General features: G+C 66.7%; 13 protein-coding genes and 1 tRNA gene. 10 read left to right on the plus strand and 4 right to left on the minus strand.

The window, feature by feature from the left end; genetic code table 11:
- Window positions 1–290: 290 nt before the first annotated feature.
- Complete coding sequence (locus PUN51_RS04100) at window positions 291–734, plus strand: YdeI/OmpD-associated family protein (protein WP_159634537.1); 444 nt, start codon at window positions 291–293, stop codon at window positions 732–734.
- A gap of 146 nt (window positions 735–880) precedes the next feature.
- On the opposite strand, the gene fdhA is transcribed toward PUN51_RS04100, so the two are convergent.
- Both fdhA and PUN51_RS04110 read right to left on the minus strand, forming a co-directional pair.
- On the minus strand, window positions 881–2098 hold the full coding sequence (fdhA, locus tag PUN51_RS04105; protein ID WP_159634534.1) for a formaldehyde dehydrogenase, glutathione-independent: 1218 nt from the start codon (window positions 2096–2098) through the stop codon (window positions 881–883).
- A 318-nt stretch (window positions 2099–2416) separates the two neighbouring features.
- The gene (locus PUN51_RS04110) at window positions 2417–3349 is read right to left on the minus strand and encodes a LysR family transcriptional regulator (protein ID WP_275180030.1); all 933 of its coding nucleotides are present in this window, start codon (window positions 3347–3349) and stop codon (window positions 2417–2419) included.
- A gap of 157 nt (window positions 3350–3506) precedes the next feature.
- Here PUN51_RS04110 and PUN51_RS04115 point away from each other — a divergent pair, with 157 nt between their 5' ends.
- Both PUN51_RS04115 and PUN51_RS04120 read left to right on the plus strand, forming a co-directional pair.
- Window positions 3507–4811: an aromatic ring-hydroxylating oxygenase subunit alpha gene (locus tag PUN51_RS04115; RefSeq protein WP_159634528.1), complete on the plus strand. Its 1305-nt coding sequence runs from the start codon at window positions 3507–3509 to the stop codon at window positions 4809–4811.
- Complete coding sequence (locus PUN51_RS04120) at window positions 4808–6223, plus strand: ferredoxin reductase (RefSeq protein ID WP_275180031.1); 1416 nt, start codon at window positions 4808–4810, stop codon at window positions 6221–6223. Before PUN51_RS04115 ends, PUN51_RS04120 begins: the two co-directional genes overlap by 4 nt.
- Window positions 6224–6415: 192 nt before the next feature.
- Here the strand turns inward: PUN51_RS04120 and PUN51_RS04125 are convergent, their stop codons facing one another.
- Window positions 6416–6778: a rhodanese-like domain-containing protein gene (locus tag PUN51_RS04125; RefSeq protein ID WP_236560935.1), complete on the minus strand. Its 363-nt coding sequence runs from the start codon at window positions 6776–6778 to the stop codon at window positions 6416–6418.
- A 320-nt stretch (window positions 6779–7098) separates the two neighbouring features.
- On the opposite strand from PUN51_RS04125, the gene PUN51_RS04130 reads away from it, so the two are divergent.
- From PUN51_RS04130 to nrfD, 4 genes are all read left to right on the plus strand, one after another.
- Window positions 7099–7371 carry a hypothetical protein gene (locus PUN51_RS04130; protein WP_236560932.1) on the plus strand — a complete coding sequence of 91 codons (273 nt, stop codon included), beginning with the start codon at window positions 7099–7101 and terminating at the stop codon, window positions 7369–7371.
- Window positions 7372–7517: 146 nt separating this feature from the next.
- Entirely contained in the window at window positions 7518–10847 is a 3330-nt protein-coding gene (gene fdh / locus PUN51_RS04135) for a formate dehydrogenase (RefSeq protein ID WP_275180032.1), read from the plus strand.
- Window positions 10848–10945: 98 nt separating this feature from the next.
- On the plus strand, window positions 10946–11956 hold the full coding sequence (locus tag PUN51_RS04140; protein ID WP_224025993.1) for a 4Fe-4S dicluster domain-containing protein: 1011 nt from the start codon (window positions 10946–10948) through the stop codon (window positions 11954–11956).
- On the plus strand, window positions 11953–13044 hold the full coding sequence (nrfD, locus tag PUN51_RS04145; protein WP_275180033.1) for an NrfD/PsrC family molybdoenzyme membrane anchor subunit: 1092 nt from the start codon (window positions 11953–11955) through the stop codon (window positions 13042–13044). Before PUN51_RS04140 ends, nrfD begins: the two co-directional genes overlap by 4 nt.
- A gap of 15 nt (window positions 13045–13059) precedes the next feature.
- On the opposite strand, the gene selD is transcribed toward nrfD, so the two are convergent.
- Window positions 13060–14070, minus strand: a complete 1011-nt coding sequence (gene selD, locus PUN51_RS04150) for a selenide, water dikinase SelD (RefSeq protein WP_224025995.1) — start codon at window positions 14068–14070, stop codon at window positions 13060–13062.
- A gap of 59 nt (window positions 14071–14129) precedes the next feature.
- Between selD and PUN51_RS04155 the strand changes: the two genes are divergently transcribed.
- The 3 genes from PUN51_RS04155 (at window position 14130) to selB (ending at window position 17391) form a co-directional block, all read left to right on the plus strand.
- Window positions 14130–14224: transfer RNA gene (locus tag PUN51_RS04155), tRNA-Sec, on the plus strand.
- 35 nt (window positions 14225–14259) lie between these two features.
- Window positions 14260–15591 (plus strand): L-seryl-tRNA(Sec) selenium transferase, encoded by a 1332-nt coding sequence (gene selA, locus PUN51_RS04160; protein ID WP_275180034.1) that lies wholly within the window; start codon window positions 14260–14262, stop codon window positions 15589–15591.
- Between the two features lie 3 nt (window positions 15592–15594).
- Window positions 15595–17391, plus strand: a complete 1797-nt coding sequence (selB, locus tag PUN51_RS04165; RefSeq protein WP_224025997.1) for a selenocysteine-specific translation elongation factor — start codon at window positions 15595–15597, stop codon at window positions 17389–17391.
- The last annotated feature ends 16 nt before the right edge of the window (window positions 17392–17407 follow it).

The following is a 17407-nucleotide window of genomic DNA, read 5'->3' on the forward strand; positions in this document are numbered from 1 at the left end:
CCGGGCAGTACTGGTCCGGATCTCCGGACCTAAGCTGCTCTTACCCGGGGGTCAGGAGTTCCAGACAACAAAGAGAGGCATGTTGTCTTGCGGCCGGCGGAGGGCAGAGCCGGAAGCCGGGCGCGGCTCCACCGGCGCCAGCAAGTGCGGGAGCTGAAGGTCAATGCTGGTACTCATGGGGGTCTGGCTCTTAATGACTGCCGATCAGCTGACTGCATAGCCCGGTACCTCAAGTTTCCGCTGCTCAGGCAGGTGAGGCAAGGGCTTCCGGGAGGGTGCATACTTTGGAGATGAAATTCAGCACTACCCTCCGGGGGAGCGGCAACAAGGTGGGCATCGAGGTTCCCGAGGACATTGTTCGGGCGCTTGATGCAGGAAAGCGGCCGCCCGTGGTCGTGACTGTAAACGGAAAGAGTTACCGCAGTACCGTCGCCGTGATGGGCGGGCTCAACATGATCGGGCTCAGCGCCGCCAACCGGGAGCTTACCGGTACCTCTGCCGGGGACGTCGTGGAGGTGGACCTGGAGCTGGACACCCAGCCGCGGAGCGTCGACATTCCGCCAGACCTTGCTGCCGCCTTGGATGCCGACCCCGAGGCGAAAGCTTTCTACCAGACCCTGAGCTACAGCAGCCAGCGCCGCTACGTGGAACCGATTGCCGCGTCCAAGACCGCAGACACGCGGTCACGCCGGATCGTGAAGGTTTTAAGCGACCTAAAGGCCGGCAGAAAGTAGGACCATAAGGTTCGACGCCGCTAAATGCAGCGAGACGAACTTCCAGCGCCGGCGGGTCTTACTGGGAATGTTGCGGGTGCCGGAGGCCGCAGGACAGCCGCGCAGTGGCGGAGTGCCCCGGACCCCCCGGCATCCCTCGTCTCCTCCTACGCCTTCACATAGCCGTTGGGGTTCAGCACGAACTTTGTTGCGGCTCCAGCGTCAAATTCGGCGTAGCCGCGCGGAGCATCTTCGAGCGGGATGGCCTTGGCGTTGACGGCCTTTGCGATCTGGACCTTGTCATGCAGGATGGCCATCATCAGTTGACGGTTGTACTTCATCACCGGGCATTGGCCTGTCGTGAAGGACAAGGACTTCGCCCAACCGGTGCCCAGGGAGAGCGAGAGGGAGCCGTGCTTGGCTGCTTCATCAATTCCACCGGGATCTCCGGTGACGTAGAGGCCGGGTATGCCAAGGGCACCGCCGGCGGCCGTGATGTCCATAAGGGAATTCAGGACCGTGGCAGGCGCCTCGTGGGAGGCATCCTTTCCGTGGCCGCGGGCTTCGAAGCCGACGGCGTCCACGCCACAGTCCACCTCGGGGACGCCGAGGATCTGTTCAATCTGGTCCTTCGGGTCGCCCTTCGTCACGTTGACGGTTTCGCAGCCGAACGACCTAGCCTGCGCCAGGCGGTCTTCATTCATGTCGCCCACAATCACGACGGCGGCGCCAAGCAACTGCGCGCCTACGGCCGCAGCAAGGCCCACCGGTCCGGCGCCTGCCACGTAAACGGTGGAGCCAACACCGACGCCGGCGGTCACGGCCCCGTGAAAGCCCGTGGGGAAGATGTCCGAGAGCATGGTCAGGTCCAGGATCTTTTCCAGGGCCTGGTCCCGGTCCGGGAAGCGCAGCAGGTTCCAGTCGGCGTAGGGGACCAGCACATACTCGGCCTGTCCGCCCACCCAGCCTCCCATGTCGACGTAGCCGTAGGCGCTGCCCGGGCGGTCCGGGTTGACGTTCAGGCAGATGCCGGTCTTTCGCTCCTTGCAGTTTCGGCAGCGGCCGCAGGAGATATTGAACGGCACGGAGACAATGTCGCCCACTTTGATGAATTCGACGTCGGGCCCCACCTCCACCACCTCGCCGGTGATTTCGTGGCCAAGGACCAGGTTCTGCGGAGCGGTGGTGCGCCCCCGGACCATGTGCTGGTCCGAGCCGCAAATGTTGGTGGTCACCGTGCGGAGGATCGCGCCATGGGGTACCTTGCGGCCAACGTTGGCCGGGTTGACGCCCGGGCCGTCCTTGAGTTCGAACGTCGGATAGTCCGTGTCGATGATTTCGACGACGCCGGGTTCCTTGTAGGCAACTGCTCTGTTTCCTGACATGGCCACTTCCTTATCGGTAGGTGTTGCGGAGCGTGTGGAGAAGCCCGGGATATCCGGTCATGGACGGTGAACTCCATGTTGGGCGGGTCTGCGATGGAGAACAGTGCTTTCCCGGGGATGGCCGCGTGTCGCGGGGGAAGGCGGAGCAGGGTGCTCGCAATCACCAACCCCTTTGGAGATATATTCGGAATGCGTCGACTGATATACCAAGGCTGGGTTCAGCGTATATGGGGTATTACAGCAGGTCAACAGGGTTTTAGTACCTTTGCGGCGCCATCCTCCACCAGCCGGCGTCGAGTCTTTCCGAGCAGTGCGGCGTCACAGGTCGTCTTCCGGGCGGGCGGCGAGGATCCGCTTGGCGTTGGTCTGCAGGATGCTGAGTGACTCCTGGATCAGGGGGGATCCGATGCTCCCCCGGCGAGCGACAGCTACAATCCGCCGGACGGGCCGCCCTTTGCCGGTTATGCGCAGCCGCACGACGTTTTCTGCGCTATGGAGAGGCGCCAGTCGTGGCAGCAGGCCCACGCCCAGCCCCGCACCGACGAAGGCGATCTGGGTCTCCCACTCCACAGCCTCGTGGGCAATCCGCGGGGTCATCCCCACTGCGGTGAACGCAGCGGTGAAAAGGGCGTGGTACGTGGAGCCGGCGGCTTCGGTGATCCAGGGTTCCGAGGCCAGCTCTTCAAGCGTCACAGTTTCCCGCGATGCCAACGGATGGTCGGACGGAATGATCACGTCAAGGGGGTCGTCGAGCAAAACAGTCTGCTCGAAGCGCAAATCATCGTCACTATAGGTGTTGGACTGCATCGCGACGATGACCGCAAGATCGATCCGCTCGGCCACCAGCAAATCGAAGCAGCGGGCCGGATTGGCCTCGAGTACCTGCACCTCCAGCTGGGGGCGTGTGGAGCGGAGGGTGGCGGCCAAAGGGGCCAGCAACTGGGCGGCAGCCGTAGAAAATCCACCGAGGCCGAAACGCGACTGCACTTGGTCGCCGGCCTCCATTGCCGCCGCGCGCAGGCTCTCCCAATCCGCGATGAGGGTGTCCGAACCCGCCACGATGAAGCGGCCTGTGGCGGTCAGCCGGACACCCCGACCGTCCTTCGTCAGAAGCTGCAGACCGAGTACCCGCTGGAGCTCACGCAGTTGCGCTGAGACTGCGGAAGGAGAGTACCCCGTAAGCTCCGCGGTTCCGCTGACGGTGCCGCATCTGGCGAATACTCGAAGCGTTATGAGTCTTGGATCGATCATGCATATATTGTGCACGGTTATCCGCTGATTCTTGCGCTTTTGTTGCAGACCCGGCAGCCCTAATGTGACTACAACGACTTTTGGCAACGGGCTGCGGAAACGCAACCCTCGTCTTCGCAAACCAGCACACTGACCCACGCTTCTCGGGAGAAAAACCATGACTGCTCCAGTGCACCAGCCCCTCAACGCACGCGGAAAACTCGCTTCATCCTTGCCTGCAGAGCAGCTGGCGGAGATCACCGAGTTGTTTGCGTTCCGCCGCACGGGATATTCACTCGACGCCCCTTTCTACACAGACCCCACGATTTTCAAAATCGACATGGAAGCCATCTTTGGCCAGCACTGGATCTTTGCCGGCAGCGTTGCCGAGCTGCCCGAGCCAGGCGATTACATCACGGTCGACTACGGCCCCTACTCCCTGATCGTGCTGCGAAACGACGACGGCGGCGTCAACGTCCTGCACAACGTGTGCCGGCATCGCGGGGCCCGCGTCCTTACCGAAGCCACCGGGTCCACCGGCAACCTGGTCTGCGGCTACCACTCCTGGACCTACTCCCCTGAGGGCAACCTGATCCACGCCTCCGCTCCCGGCGAGGCCAAGTTCGACAAGAACTGCTTCGCCCTCAAGCGGGCCCACAGCCGCGAGGTGGCCGGACTCATTTTCGTCTGCATCGCTGACGAGCCGCCCACAGACTTCGATGAAACCTCAAAAATCTTTGAGCCTTACCTCGCACCCCACGACCTGTCGAAGACGAAAATTGCCTACCAGCAGAACATCATCGAAGAGGGCAACTGGAAGCTCGTCATGGAGAACAACCGTGAGTGCTACCACTGCGACGGACACCCGGAACTGGCCTGCTCGCTCTTTCCCACGTGGGGCCTGACCGAGGGCCTGATCCCGGCCCACCTCGAAGAGGTCTGGGACCGCAACAAGGAAGCCCAGTCCTCCCTCGAGGAGCGGTGCCGCCGCTACGGCCTGCCCTACGAGGTGGTTGAGGAACTCGATACCCGCATTGCCGGTATCCGCATATCCCGCGAATCCCTGGATGGGGAAGGCGAATCGTTCTCGGCCGACGGCCGCAGGCTCTCCAAGAAGCTGCTCGGCGACCTGCCGGACTTCCGCCTGGGCCGCTGCTCCATGCACCTGCAGCCCAACAGCTGGTTCCACTTCCTGGGCGACCACGTCATCACGTTCGGCGTCTTCCCCATCAACGAGCACCAATCACTGGTACGCACCACCTGGCTGGTAGCGGACGACGCCGAAGAAGGCGTCGATTACGACCTGGACAAGCTCACCTACACCTGGAAGCAAACAAACCTGCAGGACAAGGCGTTCGTTGAGCTCTGCCAGCAGGGTGCCGGCAGCCCCGCCTACCAGCCCGGCCCCTACATGAAGAGCGAATACCAGGTAGAGGCATTCATCAACTGGTACGTACAGCGTGTGCAGGAGCACCTGGCATGACGGAACTCCTCACCGAGACGGTAATCCAGGAGCCACAGCGCATCCGCGGCCTGGAAATGCCGTGGAACAGGGTCATGGGCAGCGCAGAGGCCCCGGCCCGCGCTGCCCGGGCCCTGGGTCCCTGGCATCCGCAGGAGTTCATGGCGGAGTGCGTCGAGACCATCCCCGAGGCCGGCGGCATGATGACGTTCGTGTTCCGCCGCTGCGACGGTGCGCCCCTGGCGTTCCGCGCGGGCCAGTACGTCAACATTGCCTTCCCGGTGAACGGTGAGGAGCGCGAGCCCGTGGACCGCAGCTACTCGCTGTCCAGTTCGCCCACGGAACCGTGGACCTTCAGCGTCACCGTCAAGCGCGACCCGGGCGGACTGGTGTCGCCGTGGGTGCACGACAATGTCAGGCCCGGCACCGTCCTGGACATGCTGGGACCCGTGGGGGCCTTCCACCTGCCCGATGCCGACCGGCGCGCACGCTACCTTTTCCTGGCCGCGGGCGCGGGCATCACCCCCATCATGTCGATGCTGCGGACCATCCACTCGCTGCCCGGGACCGCCAACGTGGTGGTGCTCTACCACGGTGCGGAAGCCGGCGGCTTCGCATTCGACCGGGAGCTGGCCTACATCGCTTCCGTTGACTCGCGCGTCAAGGTCTTTTACGCCCTGGGCGACCGCGGCAGGCCTGAGGAGTGGGAGGGCTTCAGCGGACGGCTGAGCTCGGCAATGATCGAGGAGGTGGCCCCCGACGCCAACGGCCGGCAGGTCTACGCCTGCGGCCCCGAGGGTTACCTGAACACCGCTACTGAACTGCTCAAGAAGGTCGGCGTCGACGACACCTCGATCTACATGGAGTTCTTCTCCGGAGATCGCAAAACCCTCCTTGAATACCAGGCAGAGATCGCGCTGGCATCGGACATCGCGGAGGAAATTGCCGAGGAAATCGCAGACTCGGCAGAGGACTACTACGAAAGCCAGCCCGCCGCGTTCGGGCTATACGAACCCGGCTATGACGCTGACGGTACCTTGAAGGCATCAGGGCTGCCGCTGGAAATTGTCGAACCGGAGGCACCCTCGACCGAAGCCGCCAAGGGTGGTTCGGAGGCGGATTCCGCAGCACCGTCCCCTGATGCGTCGAGCTTTGACACCGTGGGAACGGGAAGCCTCACCCTCTCCTTCATGCGCACCGGCATCAATGTGCGGATCGACCCCGAAGAACACATCCTCGGTGCCGCCCAGCGCGCGGGCGTGCGGATCGGTGCCAACTGCAAGGAAGGAATGTGCGGCTCCTGCAAGGTAGTCAAACTTTCGGGTGAGGTCGAAATGAACCACCAGGGCGGAATACGGAAGCGCGAAATCGATGCAGGCAAGTTCTTGCCCTGCTGTTCCACCGCCCAGACGGACCTGGTGATCGATGCCTAGCTGAACTGGCCGGTCCGGGCTTCATTAGCAGCCATAGGGGTCCAGACTGCGCCATATCTGCAAGGCGGCCCGGGTGGGTCATCCCCAGGTGACTGCGGGATGCCCCACCAGGGCGGCTGGGGACGTGGAGCCGGAGCTGGTCTGCCCGCTGACCCTTCATCGTCCTCGCGGTGGCCGTGCACCGAAGAAATTTCAGGAATCAGCGCGCAGGGCAGCCCAGGCCTGGAAGCCACCGATGAGGTCAGTCGCACGGCTCAACCCCAGGCGCTGCAGTGTATGTGCAGCGAGGCTGGAGCTGTAGCCCTCATTGCAGACCACCACTATCCGCCGGGCCGGGTCGCCGGCGGTGGGGATCCGGTGGGGGCTGGAAGGGTCAAGCCGCCACTCCAGAACATTTCGGTCGATAACCACTGCGCCCGGAAGATCGCCGTCGCGGTTCCGCTGGTCGACGGGCCGGGTGTCAATGACCAGTGCGCCCGCTGCCATCTCCCGCTCAAGATCCGACGGGTGCACCCGCTCAAGCCCGGCGCGGCTCTCGAGCAGCAGTTGGTCCACTGTAAGTGGTGCCTGCGAACTGCCCGGGTCTGAACTGCATGGGAATGCCGCGGTGCCGTCCTTGACTATGTGAGGCTGTTCCACCGTGTTCCTCGCTTTGACTGCTGATCGTTCGGGCGTTCCGCGGTGCAGCGGAGCGACGCTCAATTCCTACGGTATGGGCAGAGCCAGGGTCAACACGCTTCCGCCACGCGACCGCGGCGGGCAAGGCCATCCGTGACGTCCGCCTCCTTCAGGCCCGGATGGGAATACCACGGCCAGCTTTTGCCTTGTTACCGGTGAGGCCCCCACCGCCGGCTGCCTCGCTCGAAAGGACCCCCTTGCCCGTAGCTTTCATTCCGTTCACCATGCACGCCTCCGCGCAGCATGACCACCGACGCACCTTCCGCACCGACATCGAACGCTTGACCGACGGTCATCTCCGGTCAACGCCCCTGGACGTACTCAGGTCGACGAATACCCAGGCTGTCTTCCGCGGCGCCGTCCCGAAGGGCGCGCACACCGCAACCGATGCGAGCCTCGCCCGGTACCTCCAGGACCGTCTCGCCCGTGAGGACATCCACCTGGATCTCAGCGTCAGCATCGAGCGGTAAGCAGGTCTGCGACGCCCGGCCGCCGGTGTCCCACCCCGGGCCCGCGCAAGGGCTCCTGCAGCCACCCGGCCCGGGCCGGACGTTGCCGTGGGACACGCCCAACCTTTTCCTGTTGCTCCCGCCGCCGTCTGGGATATGCTCCAGAAATGGCACCGCGAAGTTTTCTTCAATGGCCGGTCGTCCGTCAGCTAAGCACGGGCGACCTCTTGGGCCGTGGGCCGGCAGTGACGTCGGCCAAGACAAAAGCAATAGCCCCCCGGACTGCCACCGCCGACCGCGTCGTGCAGAGCGTGTGTCCTTACTGTGCCGTCGGTTGTGGGCAGCGTGTCTACGTCAAGGACGAGAAAGTGGTCCAGATCGAGGGCGATCCGGACTCACCCATTTCACGCGGCCGCCTGTGCCCAAAGGGCTCTGCGAGCGAGCAGCTTGTCAACTCACCGGGCCGCCAGACCAAAGTGCTTTACCGTGCGCCGCGTTCCACGGAGTGGCAGCACATGGACCTGGCCACGGCCGTTGAGATGGTGGCGGACCGCTTCATCGAAACCCGCCGCAGGACCTGGCAGCAGGAAGACGACCAAGGCCGGCTGCTGCGCCGCACCATGGGCATCGCCTCCCTGGGCGGCGCAACCCTGGACAACGAAGAAAACTACCTGATCAAAAAGCTCTTTACAGCTGCCGGGGCGGTGCAGACCGAGAACCAGGCGCGTATTTGACACTCCGCAACGGTTCCCAGTTTGGGAGCCTCGTTTGGACGCGGTGGTGCTACGCAATCACTGCAGGACATGGCCAACGCCGACTGCATCGTCATCCAGGGTTCCAACATGGCCGAATGCCATCCCGTGGGGTACCAGTGGGTGGCGGAGGCTAAGGCCCGCGGAGCGAAGGTCATCCATATCGACCCCCGGTTCACGCGGACCTCGGCAGTGTCGGATAAGCACATCCCCATCAGGGCGGGTTCTGACGTCGTGCTGCTGGGCGCGCTCATCAACTACGTCATCGCCAATGACCTGTGGTTCAAGGAGTACGTGACCGCGTACACCAACGCGGCCACCCTGGTCCACGAGGACTACCGGGACGCCGAGGACCTGGGCGGCCTCTTCTCCGGATTCGACCCGGGAAAGGGTGCCTACGACAACTCGTCGTGGGCCTACGACGAAGGCGAGGACGGCTCCATCGACGAACCGGCCGGTCCCGAGCACGGCGCCGAAGCCGGCGCCCGGGCCTCCGGCGATGCCTACGGCAGCGGTGGTCCGCCCCTCGAACACGCGGAGGTGCTGCGGGATGACACGCTCCAGAACCCCAGGACCGTCTTCCAGATCGTGAAGCGGCACTACGCCCGCTACACCCCGGAAATGGTGCGCGACATGTGCGGCATCAGCGAAGCCGACTTCGCCTACCTGGCGAAGACCATCACGGAGAACTCCGGCCGCGACCGGACCACCTGCTTCGCGTACGCCGTGGGCTGGACCCAGCACTCTCTGGGTGCCCAGTTCATCCGGGCCGCCGCCATCCTGCAGCTGCTGCTGGGGAACGTGGGGCGCCCTGGCGGCGGGATCATGGCCCTCCGGGGCCATGCGAGCATCCAGGGCTCCACCGACATTCCCACGCTGTTCAACCTGCTCCCCGGCTACCTGCCCATGCCCAGTGCCGGCCGCCACGACACCCTGGAGGAGTACCTGGCGGCCAACGCCTCGAAGAACCAAAAGGGATTCTGGGCCGACGCCGACGCGTACACCATCAGCTTGCTGAAGGCGTGGTGGGGTGAAGCTGCGACGGCGGACAACGACTGGGCCTACGACTACCTGCCGCGGCTGACCGGTGCGCACGGGACCTATGAGACCGTGATGAGTATGCTCCGCGACGAGGTGGAAGGCTACTTCCTGCTCGGCCAGAACCCGGCGGTCGGCTCGGCCCACGGGCGGATGCAGCGGCTCGGAATGTCCCACCTGAAGTGGCTCGTGGTCCGGGACCTGAACATGATCGAGTCCGCGACGTGGTGGAAGGACGGCCCGGAAATCGAGTCCGGGGAACTCCGCACCGAGGATATCGAGACCGAAGTCTTCTTCCTGCCGGCGGCGACCCACGTGGAGAAGGCCGGATCCTTCACCCAGACCCAGCGGCTGCTGCAGTGGCGCCACCAGGCGGTGGCCCCGCCGGGGGAGTGCCAGAGCGAACTCCAGTTCTTCTATGAACTGGGGCACCGGATCCGGGAGAAGCTCGCCGATTCCCAGGACGAAAGGGACCGGCCGCTGCTGGACCTGACGTGGGATTACCCCACGGACGACCACGGCGATCCGGACCCCGAGTCGGTGCTTGCCGAGATCAACGGCCGCCACCTGACCGGTCCGGATGCCGGCAAGCCGCTCTCCGCCTACACCGAACTCCGCGCCGACGGCTCTACGACGGCGGGCTGCTGGATCTACACCGGCGTCTACGCTGAGGGGATCAACCACGCTGCCAACCGGAAACCGGGCCAGGAGCAAGGCCCGGCAGCGCCGGAATGGGGCTGGGCGTGGCCGGCCAACCGACGGATCCTGTACAACCGGGCCTCCGCCGATCCGGCCGGTAAGCCGTGGAGCGAACGCAAGAAATACGTTTGGTGGGACGCGGAGCAGGGGAAGTGGGTGGGCGACGACGTCCCCGACTTCCCGCCGACCCTCGCACCCGGCAGCAAACCCGACCCCTCGGTGGGCGGCCCGGCCGCGCTCAGCGGGGACGATCCGTTCATCATGCAGTCCGACGGCAAGGGCTGGCTGTTCGCGCCCAAGGGGCTCGTGGACGGCCCGCTGCCGACTCACTACGAGGCCCAGGAATCACCGGTGGCCAACGGGCTGTATCCGCAGCAGCAGAGTCCGGCACGACTGAGGTATGCCCGGTTGGACAACCTGAGCGCACCGAGTGCCGGTACCCCGGGGGCGGATGTCTATCCGTTCGTGTTCACCACGTACCGGCTCACGGAGCACCACACTGCGGGCGGGATGAGCCGCTGGCTGCCGTACCTCTCTGAACTGCAGCCGGAGATGTTCTGCGAAGTGTCGCCCGAACTGGCCGCTGAGCGCGGACTGGAACCCTATGGGTGGGCCACCATCATCTCGCCCCGCTCTGCCATTGAGGCAAAGGTGCTGGTGACCGACCGGATGAGGCCGCTGGCCGTCGGCGGCCACACCGTGCACCAGATCGGGCTGCCCTACCACTGGGGCGTCGGCAGCAACGCTGTGGTCAGCGGTGACGCGGCCAACGACCTGCTGGGCGTGACCCTGGATCCCAACGTCCAGATCCAGGAATCCAAGGTGGCCTCCTGCGACATCCGTCCAGGCCGCCGGCCGCGCGGGGAGGACCTCCTTGCCCTTGTTGCCGAATACCAGGCGAGGGCCGGGCTGACCATCGAGACCAGCAACCGCGCCGTCACCAACCCCGCGGCGGAAGGCATTGATCCCATGGGGCCTGGCAGCCACGCCAAGGGCGGCGGGGAATGACCGTCGTCATTCCCGGCGGGGCCCGCACCTACTTTGCCCGGCCCGGAACGCTGCCCAGCGGCAGCGTTCCGGGCACCGATCCCACCTTGGAGAACTAGATGGGCCAGCTGTCCGGACCAACCGACCCCACCGCCGATGCCCACTGGGAACACAACCATCCGCGCAAGGGCTTCTTCACTGACACTTCGATATGTATCGGCTGCAAGGCCTGCGAAGTCGCCTGCAAGGAATGGAACCACAACCCGCAGGACGGCAACCTCGAACTGCTCGGATCCTCCTACGACAACACCGGATCCCTTGGCGCCAGCACCTGGCGGCATGTCGCCTTCATCGAGCAGGGCCAGGACCGGATTGTCGAGGCACGGGAATCAGGCCGGGCCCTGGTCAGCCTGGGCATGCCCCGCATCGGTCCCCCCACCCCCGCAGCGTCCGCCCCGGCGGATCTGGCTGCGGCGGACACAACGCCGCCTGACACAGCAGACTTCCGCTGGCTGATGTCCTCCGACGTCTGCAAGCATTGCACCCACGCCGGCTGCCTTGACGTCTGCCCCACCGGAGCGCTGTTCCGCACCGAGTTCGGCACCGTGGTGGTCCAGGACGACGTCTGCAACGGCTGCGGAACGTGCGTGGCCGGGTGCCCCTTCGGCGTGATCGAGCGCCGCAGCAACGGCACGGTCAAGGTGGCCACCAGCAGGGAAGACCAGCACGCCGGGCATCCCGCCGTCCCCAACGTGGGCATCGCCCAGAAGTGCACCCTCTGCTACGACCGTCTGGTGGCGGACGAGACGCCCGCCTGCGCCAAGGCCTGCCCGACGACGTCCATCAAGTTCGGCGACCACGACGACATGGTGGAGGCGGCCCGGGAACGGGTTGCCGACCTGCACGCCAAAGGCCTCACTGAGGCGAGGCTTTACGGGGCAAACGAAAACGACGGCGTCGGCGGAACCGGATCCGTCTTCCTGCTGCTGGACGAACCGGAGGTCTACGGACTTCCGCCGGACCCGCGCGTACCCACAGCTGATCTGCCAAAGATGTACCGGCGGGCCGGCATGGCGGTAGCAGGCATGGCCGCCGCCGCTGCGCTGGCTTTCCTGGGAGGACGCGCGTGACACTTTCCGAGTTCGACAGTTTCCGGCCAACAGAGCCCGCACGCCGTCGCCGGGAGGGCGGCAAGCGGGGGACGGGCCGCCGCCGGGACAACGGTGACGGCTCCCGGGAAATGCCGATGGTGCCGGAGCCGGAATTCACCTCGTACTACGGCCGTTCCGTCGTGAAACCCGCCCCCTGGGGCGATGACGTGGCGATCTACCTCTTCCTGGGTGGCGTGGCAGCCGGTTCGGCCTTCCTGGGCGCCGGCGGCCAACTGACCGGACGCCCGGTGCTGCGCCGGAACGCCCGGCTGGGTGCCCTGGCAGCGGTGAGCGCGGGTGCGGTTGCCCTGGTGAAGGACCTTGGCCGGCCGGAGCGTTTCCTGCACATGCTGCGGACTTTCAAGGTCACCTCCCCGATGAGTGTGGGCTCGTGGATCCTCAGCGCCTTCAGCGCCGGCGCCGGCGTCTCCGCCGTGGCGGAAATCGACCGGATGAGCGGAGACCGGCTGCCCCTGGGTCCGTTGCGCAAGGTCCTGCGCGCTGTCGAAGGACCGGCAGGCATCGAAGCTGCGGTGTTCGCCGGGCCGCTGGCGGCGTACACGGCCGTCCTGCTGGGTGACACTGCCACACCGACGTGGAACGCAGCCCACGAGGAACTGCCTTTCGTTTTCGTGAGTTCGGCCTGCCTCGCGTCTGCCGGGCTCGCGATGGTCACCACGCCCGTGCACGAGACGGGTCCTGCGCGCAACCTCGCCGTGCTCGGCGTCCTGGGGGATGTGGTGGCCATGAAGGTGATGGAGCACCGGATGGACCCGGTAGCCGCGGAACCACTGCACCAGGGCAAAGCCGGCGCCATGCTGAAGTGGAGCGAGCGGCTGGCGGTCGCCGGAGGCCTGGGCACACTGCTGGGCGGACGAAACCGGATGGTCGCCGCCGCGTCGGGTCTGGCACTGCTGGCCGCCTCGGCCCTGACCCGGTTTGGTGTGTTCGAGGCAGGCCTCGCCTCTGCCAGGGATCCGCGGTACACCATCGAACCGCAGAAGAACCGGCTCGCAGCGCGCCGCGCCGCCGGCGTTACCGGCGACGCAATCACCACCGGCAGCTGAGGCAGCTGCCCGGTTTCAGCGGATCTGGATACCCTGTCCCACAGTGGTGTGACCGATGACGGGGTGGCCCGGCAACTCGCCGACCACCAGCAGGCCGCCGGACGTCTGCGCATCGGCCAGCAGCAGCAGATCGTCCTCGGTGATGCCCGGTGCGGCCTCCAGGTGCGGACGCACCCAGTCGAGGTTGCGCCGGGTCCCGCCGGAAACGAAGCCGTCCCGGAGCGCCTCGCGGGCTCCGCCAAGAAGGGGAACGGCATTCATGTCGATCACCGCGCCCACTTCCGAGGCACGGACCATCTTGTGGAGGTGTCCAAGCAGGCCGAAGCCGGTCACGTCCGTCGCCGCACGGACGCCGGCGGCCACCGCCGCCTCGGAGGCGTCGCGGTTGAGCGCCGCCATCGTCTCCACGGCTTCGGCAAACACTTCACCGGTCTGCTTGTGCCGGTTGTTCAGGAGACCGACGCCGAGTGGCTTGGTCAGCGTAATGGGCAGCCCCGGCCGGGCGGCGTCGTTGCGCAGCAAGCGGTCAGGATGGGCGACGCCGGTGACGGCCATGCCGTACTTGGGCTCCGGGTCATCAATGGAGTGCCCGCCGAGCACGGGGCACCCCGCCTGGGATGCCACGCTCAAGCCACCACGCAGGACCTCAGTCATCAATTCCATAGGCAGGACGCCGCGGGGCCAGCCGACCAGGTTGATCGCAGTGACCGGCCGGCCGCCCATGGCATAGATGTCCGACAGGGCATTGGCGGCGGCAATGCGGCCCCAGTCATATGCATCGTTGACTACGGGGGTGAAGAAGTCAGCGGTGGTCAGGACCGCAAGATCTTCGCGCACCAGGACCGCCGCAGCGTCGTCGCCGCTGTCAAGGCCCACCAGGACCTCCGCACCGGGTTGGCCGATGAGGCCACGGACGGCATCTTCGAGTTCGCCGGGAGGAATTTTGCACGCACAGCCGCCGCCGTGGGCATAGTCGGTGAGCCGGAATGCGCCGGTAGCACCATCATCGAGCTGCTGGACTGACATCTGAGCCTCATTCACCCGCCCAGCGTACCCTCCAAGGCAACCCTGCTATATTGAGGCGCGGTGGCGTCCGGGTCCTGGTGGGCCCCCCGGTCTTCAAAACCGGTGAGGCTGAGCATCTCGGCCTGGCGGGTTCGATTCCCGTCCGCCACCGCCAACTTCGGCAGTGCATGCCGCGATATGAGGAGGTCTGTGGACCACGTCGATCCCCGGCGCCTGATTCCCCGCACAAATGATTTGCTGGCTTTGCCTGCCGTCCGCGAAGCCCGCACCCGGCTAAACGATCGCGTCATCCGCGAACTTGTCCGGGACGTCCAGGAGCAGGCACGGCGCGGCGGGCTGCCCCCCGGCCAGGTGGAACCGGCCCTGCTGGCCGCCGTCGCTGCGCGTACGGCAACCTCCCTGCGCCCGGTGCTGAACGCCACCGGCGTCATCGTCCACACCAACCTTGGGCGCGCCCCCCTTTCTGAAGGTGCGGTGGAGGCTCTTGTCGCGGCCAGCGGCTACGTCGACGTGGAGCTGGACCTGTCAGACGGCAGCCGCTCCCGCCGTGGCGCCGGTGCCCGGGCGGCACTTCTCGCTGCCTGCCCCGCCGCTGAAGACGCGCTGGTGGTCAACAACGGGGCCGCGGCCTTGGTGCTGGCTACAACAGCCTTCGCCGCTGGCCGGGAGGTCGTGGTGAGCCGTGGCGAACTCGTAGAAATTGGTGCCGGATTCAGGCTGACCGACCTGATGGAATCGACCGGTGCCAGGCTTCGCGAGGTGGGCACCACCAACCGCACGCACCTGCATGACTATGCAGGAGCCATCGGTCCTGACACAGGGTGCGTCCTCAAGGTCCATCCAAGCAACTTCCGGGTTGACGGTTTTACCTCAGCTGTTTCCCTGGACGAGCTGGGCCGCCTGACCGCGGCCAACGGCGTCCCCCTCGTTGCCGACCTGGGCAGCGGACTGCTGGCCCCGGATCCGTGCCTGCCGGATGAACCCGACGCTGCCTCCGCCTTGGCGAGCGGGGCCGACGTCGTCATCGCCAGCGGCGACAAACTGCTGGGCGGCCCCCAGGCGGGGCTGCTGCTGGGCCGCACGGAGGTCATCACCCGGCTGGCCCGCCATCCGCTCGCCCGCGCCGTCAGGGCAGACAAACTTGCCCTCGCCGCCCTGGAAGCAACGGTTGCGGGCGGCACGCCGCCCGTCGTGCAGGCGCTGCACACCGACGTCGGGCAATTACGCGGCCGTACGGACCGGCTCGCCCGGGAGCTCGGCGTCCCCGTGGTCCCGCATGACGGCAGGGTAGGGGGCGGCGGCGCCCCCGGCGTGCCCCTGCCTGGGTGGGCACTCCGGCTCCCCGAAGGACTTGCGCGGCCCTTGCGGACAGGCGACCCGGCCGTGCTGCCGCGCGTCCACGACGGCTCCTGCCTGATCGATCTGCGCTGCGTGCCCGAAAAGGACGACGGCCGGATTGTCGAGGCGGTGCGGCGTGCCCTGGCAACCCTTGAGGTTGCGGATGCAGGCAGGGCGGGCTGAACCGTGCACGTCATTGCCACAGCCGGGCACGTCGATTCCGGTAAAAGCACCCTGGTCCGCGCCCTCACCGGGATGGAGCCGGACCGCTGGGAGGAAGAACGGCGCCGCGGGCTGACCATTGACCTGGGCTATGCCTGGACCACGCTGCCGTCCGGACAGGACGTGGCGTTCGTCGACGTACCGGGCCACGAACGCTTCCTGGGCAACATGCTCGCCGGCATCGGACCCGCGCCGGTGGTGTGCTTTGTGGTGGCCGCCGACGAAGGCTGGCAGGCACAGTCGAGCGACCACCGGGACGCCGTCGCTGCACTGGGCATTGAACACGGCGTCGTGGTGCTGAGCCGCGCGGACCGGGCATCCGGGCAGCGGGTTGCGGAGGTGCTCGCGCGGACCCGAACGGAACTGGCCGGGACCGGCCTGCAGGACGCGCCCGCAGTCGCTGTGTCCGCCATCGACGGCACGGGCCTGGCTGACCTGCGTGCAGCGCTCGACGGCGTGCTGGCCAACGTGCCTCATCCCACCACGGATGGGCGGGTCCGGTTGTGGGTGGACCGTTCGTTCACCATCACCGGTTCCGGGACGGTGGTGACCGGGACACTGGCAGCAGGAACGCTCGCCCAGGGTGACCGGCTGGAACTGATCGGCCACGTCGATACCCGGCCGGTGGTGGTCCGTGGCCTGCAAAGCCGGGACACCTCGTACACGTCGGTGGAACCGGTCAGCCGGGTGGCGTTGAACCTGCGCGACGTTGCCGCCACCGATATCCGCCGCGGTGACGCGCTGGTTACCCCGGACGCATGGCCCACCACTGCAGTGGTGGGAATCCAGCGCACCACCGGGGTGGCCTACACCGAGGTCCCGGAACAACTCATGGTGCACGTTGGCACGGCGTCCGTGCCCGCCCGGCTGCGCCCCTTCGGCGCCGACCATGCCCGGCTGGTCCTCGACAGGCACCTGCCCCTCGTCCTGGGGGACCGGCTGGTGCTGCGCGATCCCGGAAGCCGCTCGGTGCTGGGCGGCGCACGTATCCTCGATGCCGACCCGCCGGCCTTGCGGCGGCGCGGCGACGGCGCCCACTGGGCGGAGCGCCTTGCAGGAATGGACCCCGCCGGAGACGTACTGGGAGAGGTGGCAGCCCGCCGGGCTGTGCAGGCGGAACATCTCCGCCGGCTCGGGCTGGTGTCCGGGCATGACGCGGAGGCACCCGCCGGTGTACGGGTCATCGACGACTGGTGGGTGCACGCTCCCGTCCTGGAGGCCTGGCAGCATCAGCTGCGCAGCGCGGTCCAGGCGCTGCAGGAGCGGGATGCCCTGGCCCCGGGCCTTTCCATGGGTGCGGCGCGGGACCTGCTCACGATGCCCGACGAGAAGCTGCTTTCCCACGTCATCCGCGGGGCCGGCCTGGAACAGGACGGCGGACACGTCCGGCTCCCTGGCAGCCAGGGCAACCTTGGTCCCATCGAGCCGGCAATCGCCACGCTGGAGGGCAGGCTGAGTGCGGATGCGTTCCGGGCCCCCGAAGCCGATGAGCTGGCGGCCCTCGGCCTGGGTGCCCGCGAGCTCGCAGCCGCTGAACGCACCGGGCGCCTGCTGCGCCTGCGCGACGGGGTGGTGCTGCTGCCCACCGCCCCGGCGCTTGCCATGCGCACCCTCGCCGGTTTGGACCAGCCCTTCACCACGAGCCAGGCCCGCCAGGCGCTGGGCACAACACGCCGGATCGCGGTTCCGCTGCTGGAACACCTGGATTCGCGGGGCTGGACCAAGAGGCTGGATGCCGGACACCGCACGGTGGTGCGCTGACCCGCCGTCGGCCAGG

Origin of the sequence: Arthrobacter sp. NQ4 (assembly GCF_029077345.1) — a bacterium.
Lineage (GTDB): Bacteria > Actinomycetota > Actinomycetes > Actinomycetales > Micrococcaceae > Arthrobacter.

What these genes read in the sequence shown, in the direction of transcription:
- fdhA (WP_159634534.1), bottom strand. Translation starts at nt 2,098, where the DNA reads ATGTCAGGAAACAGAGCAGTTGCCTACAAGGAACCCGGCGTCGTCGAA.
- PUN51_RS04140 (WP_224025993.1), top strand. Translation starts at nt 10,946, where the DNA reads ATGGGCCAGCTGTCCGGACCAACCGACCCCACCGCCGATGCCCACTGG.
- PUN51_RS04115 (WP_159634528.1), top strand. Translation starts at nt 3,507, where the DNA reads ATGACTGCTCCAGTGCACCAGCCCCTCAACGCACGCGGAAAACTCGCT.
- selD (WP_224025995.1), bottom strand. Translation starts at nt 14,070, where the DNA reads ATGTCAGTCCAGCAGCTCGATGATGGTGCTACCGGCGCATTCCGGCTC.
- PUN51_RS04120 (WP_275180031.1), top strand. Translation starts at nt 4,808, where the DNA reads ATGACGGAACTCCTCACCGAGACGGTAATCCAGGAGCCACAGCGCATC.
- PUN51_RS04110 (WP_275180030.1), bottom strand. Translation starts at nt 3,349, where the DNA reads ATGATCGATCCAAGACTCATAACGCTTCGAGTATTCGCCAGATGCGGC.
- PUN51_RS04100 (WP_159634537.1), top strand. Translation starts at nt 291, where the DNA reads ATGAAATTCAGCACTACCCTCCGGGGGAGCGGCAACAAGGTGGGCATC.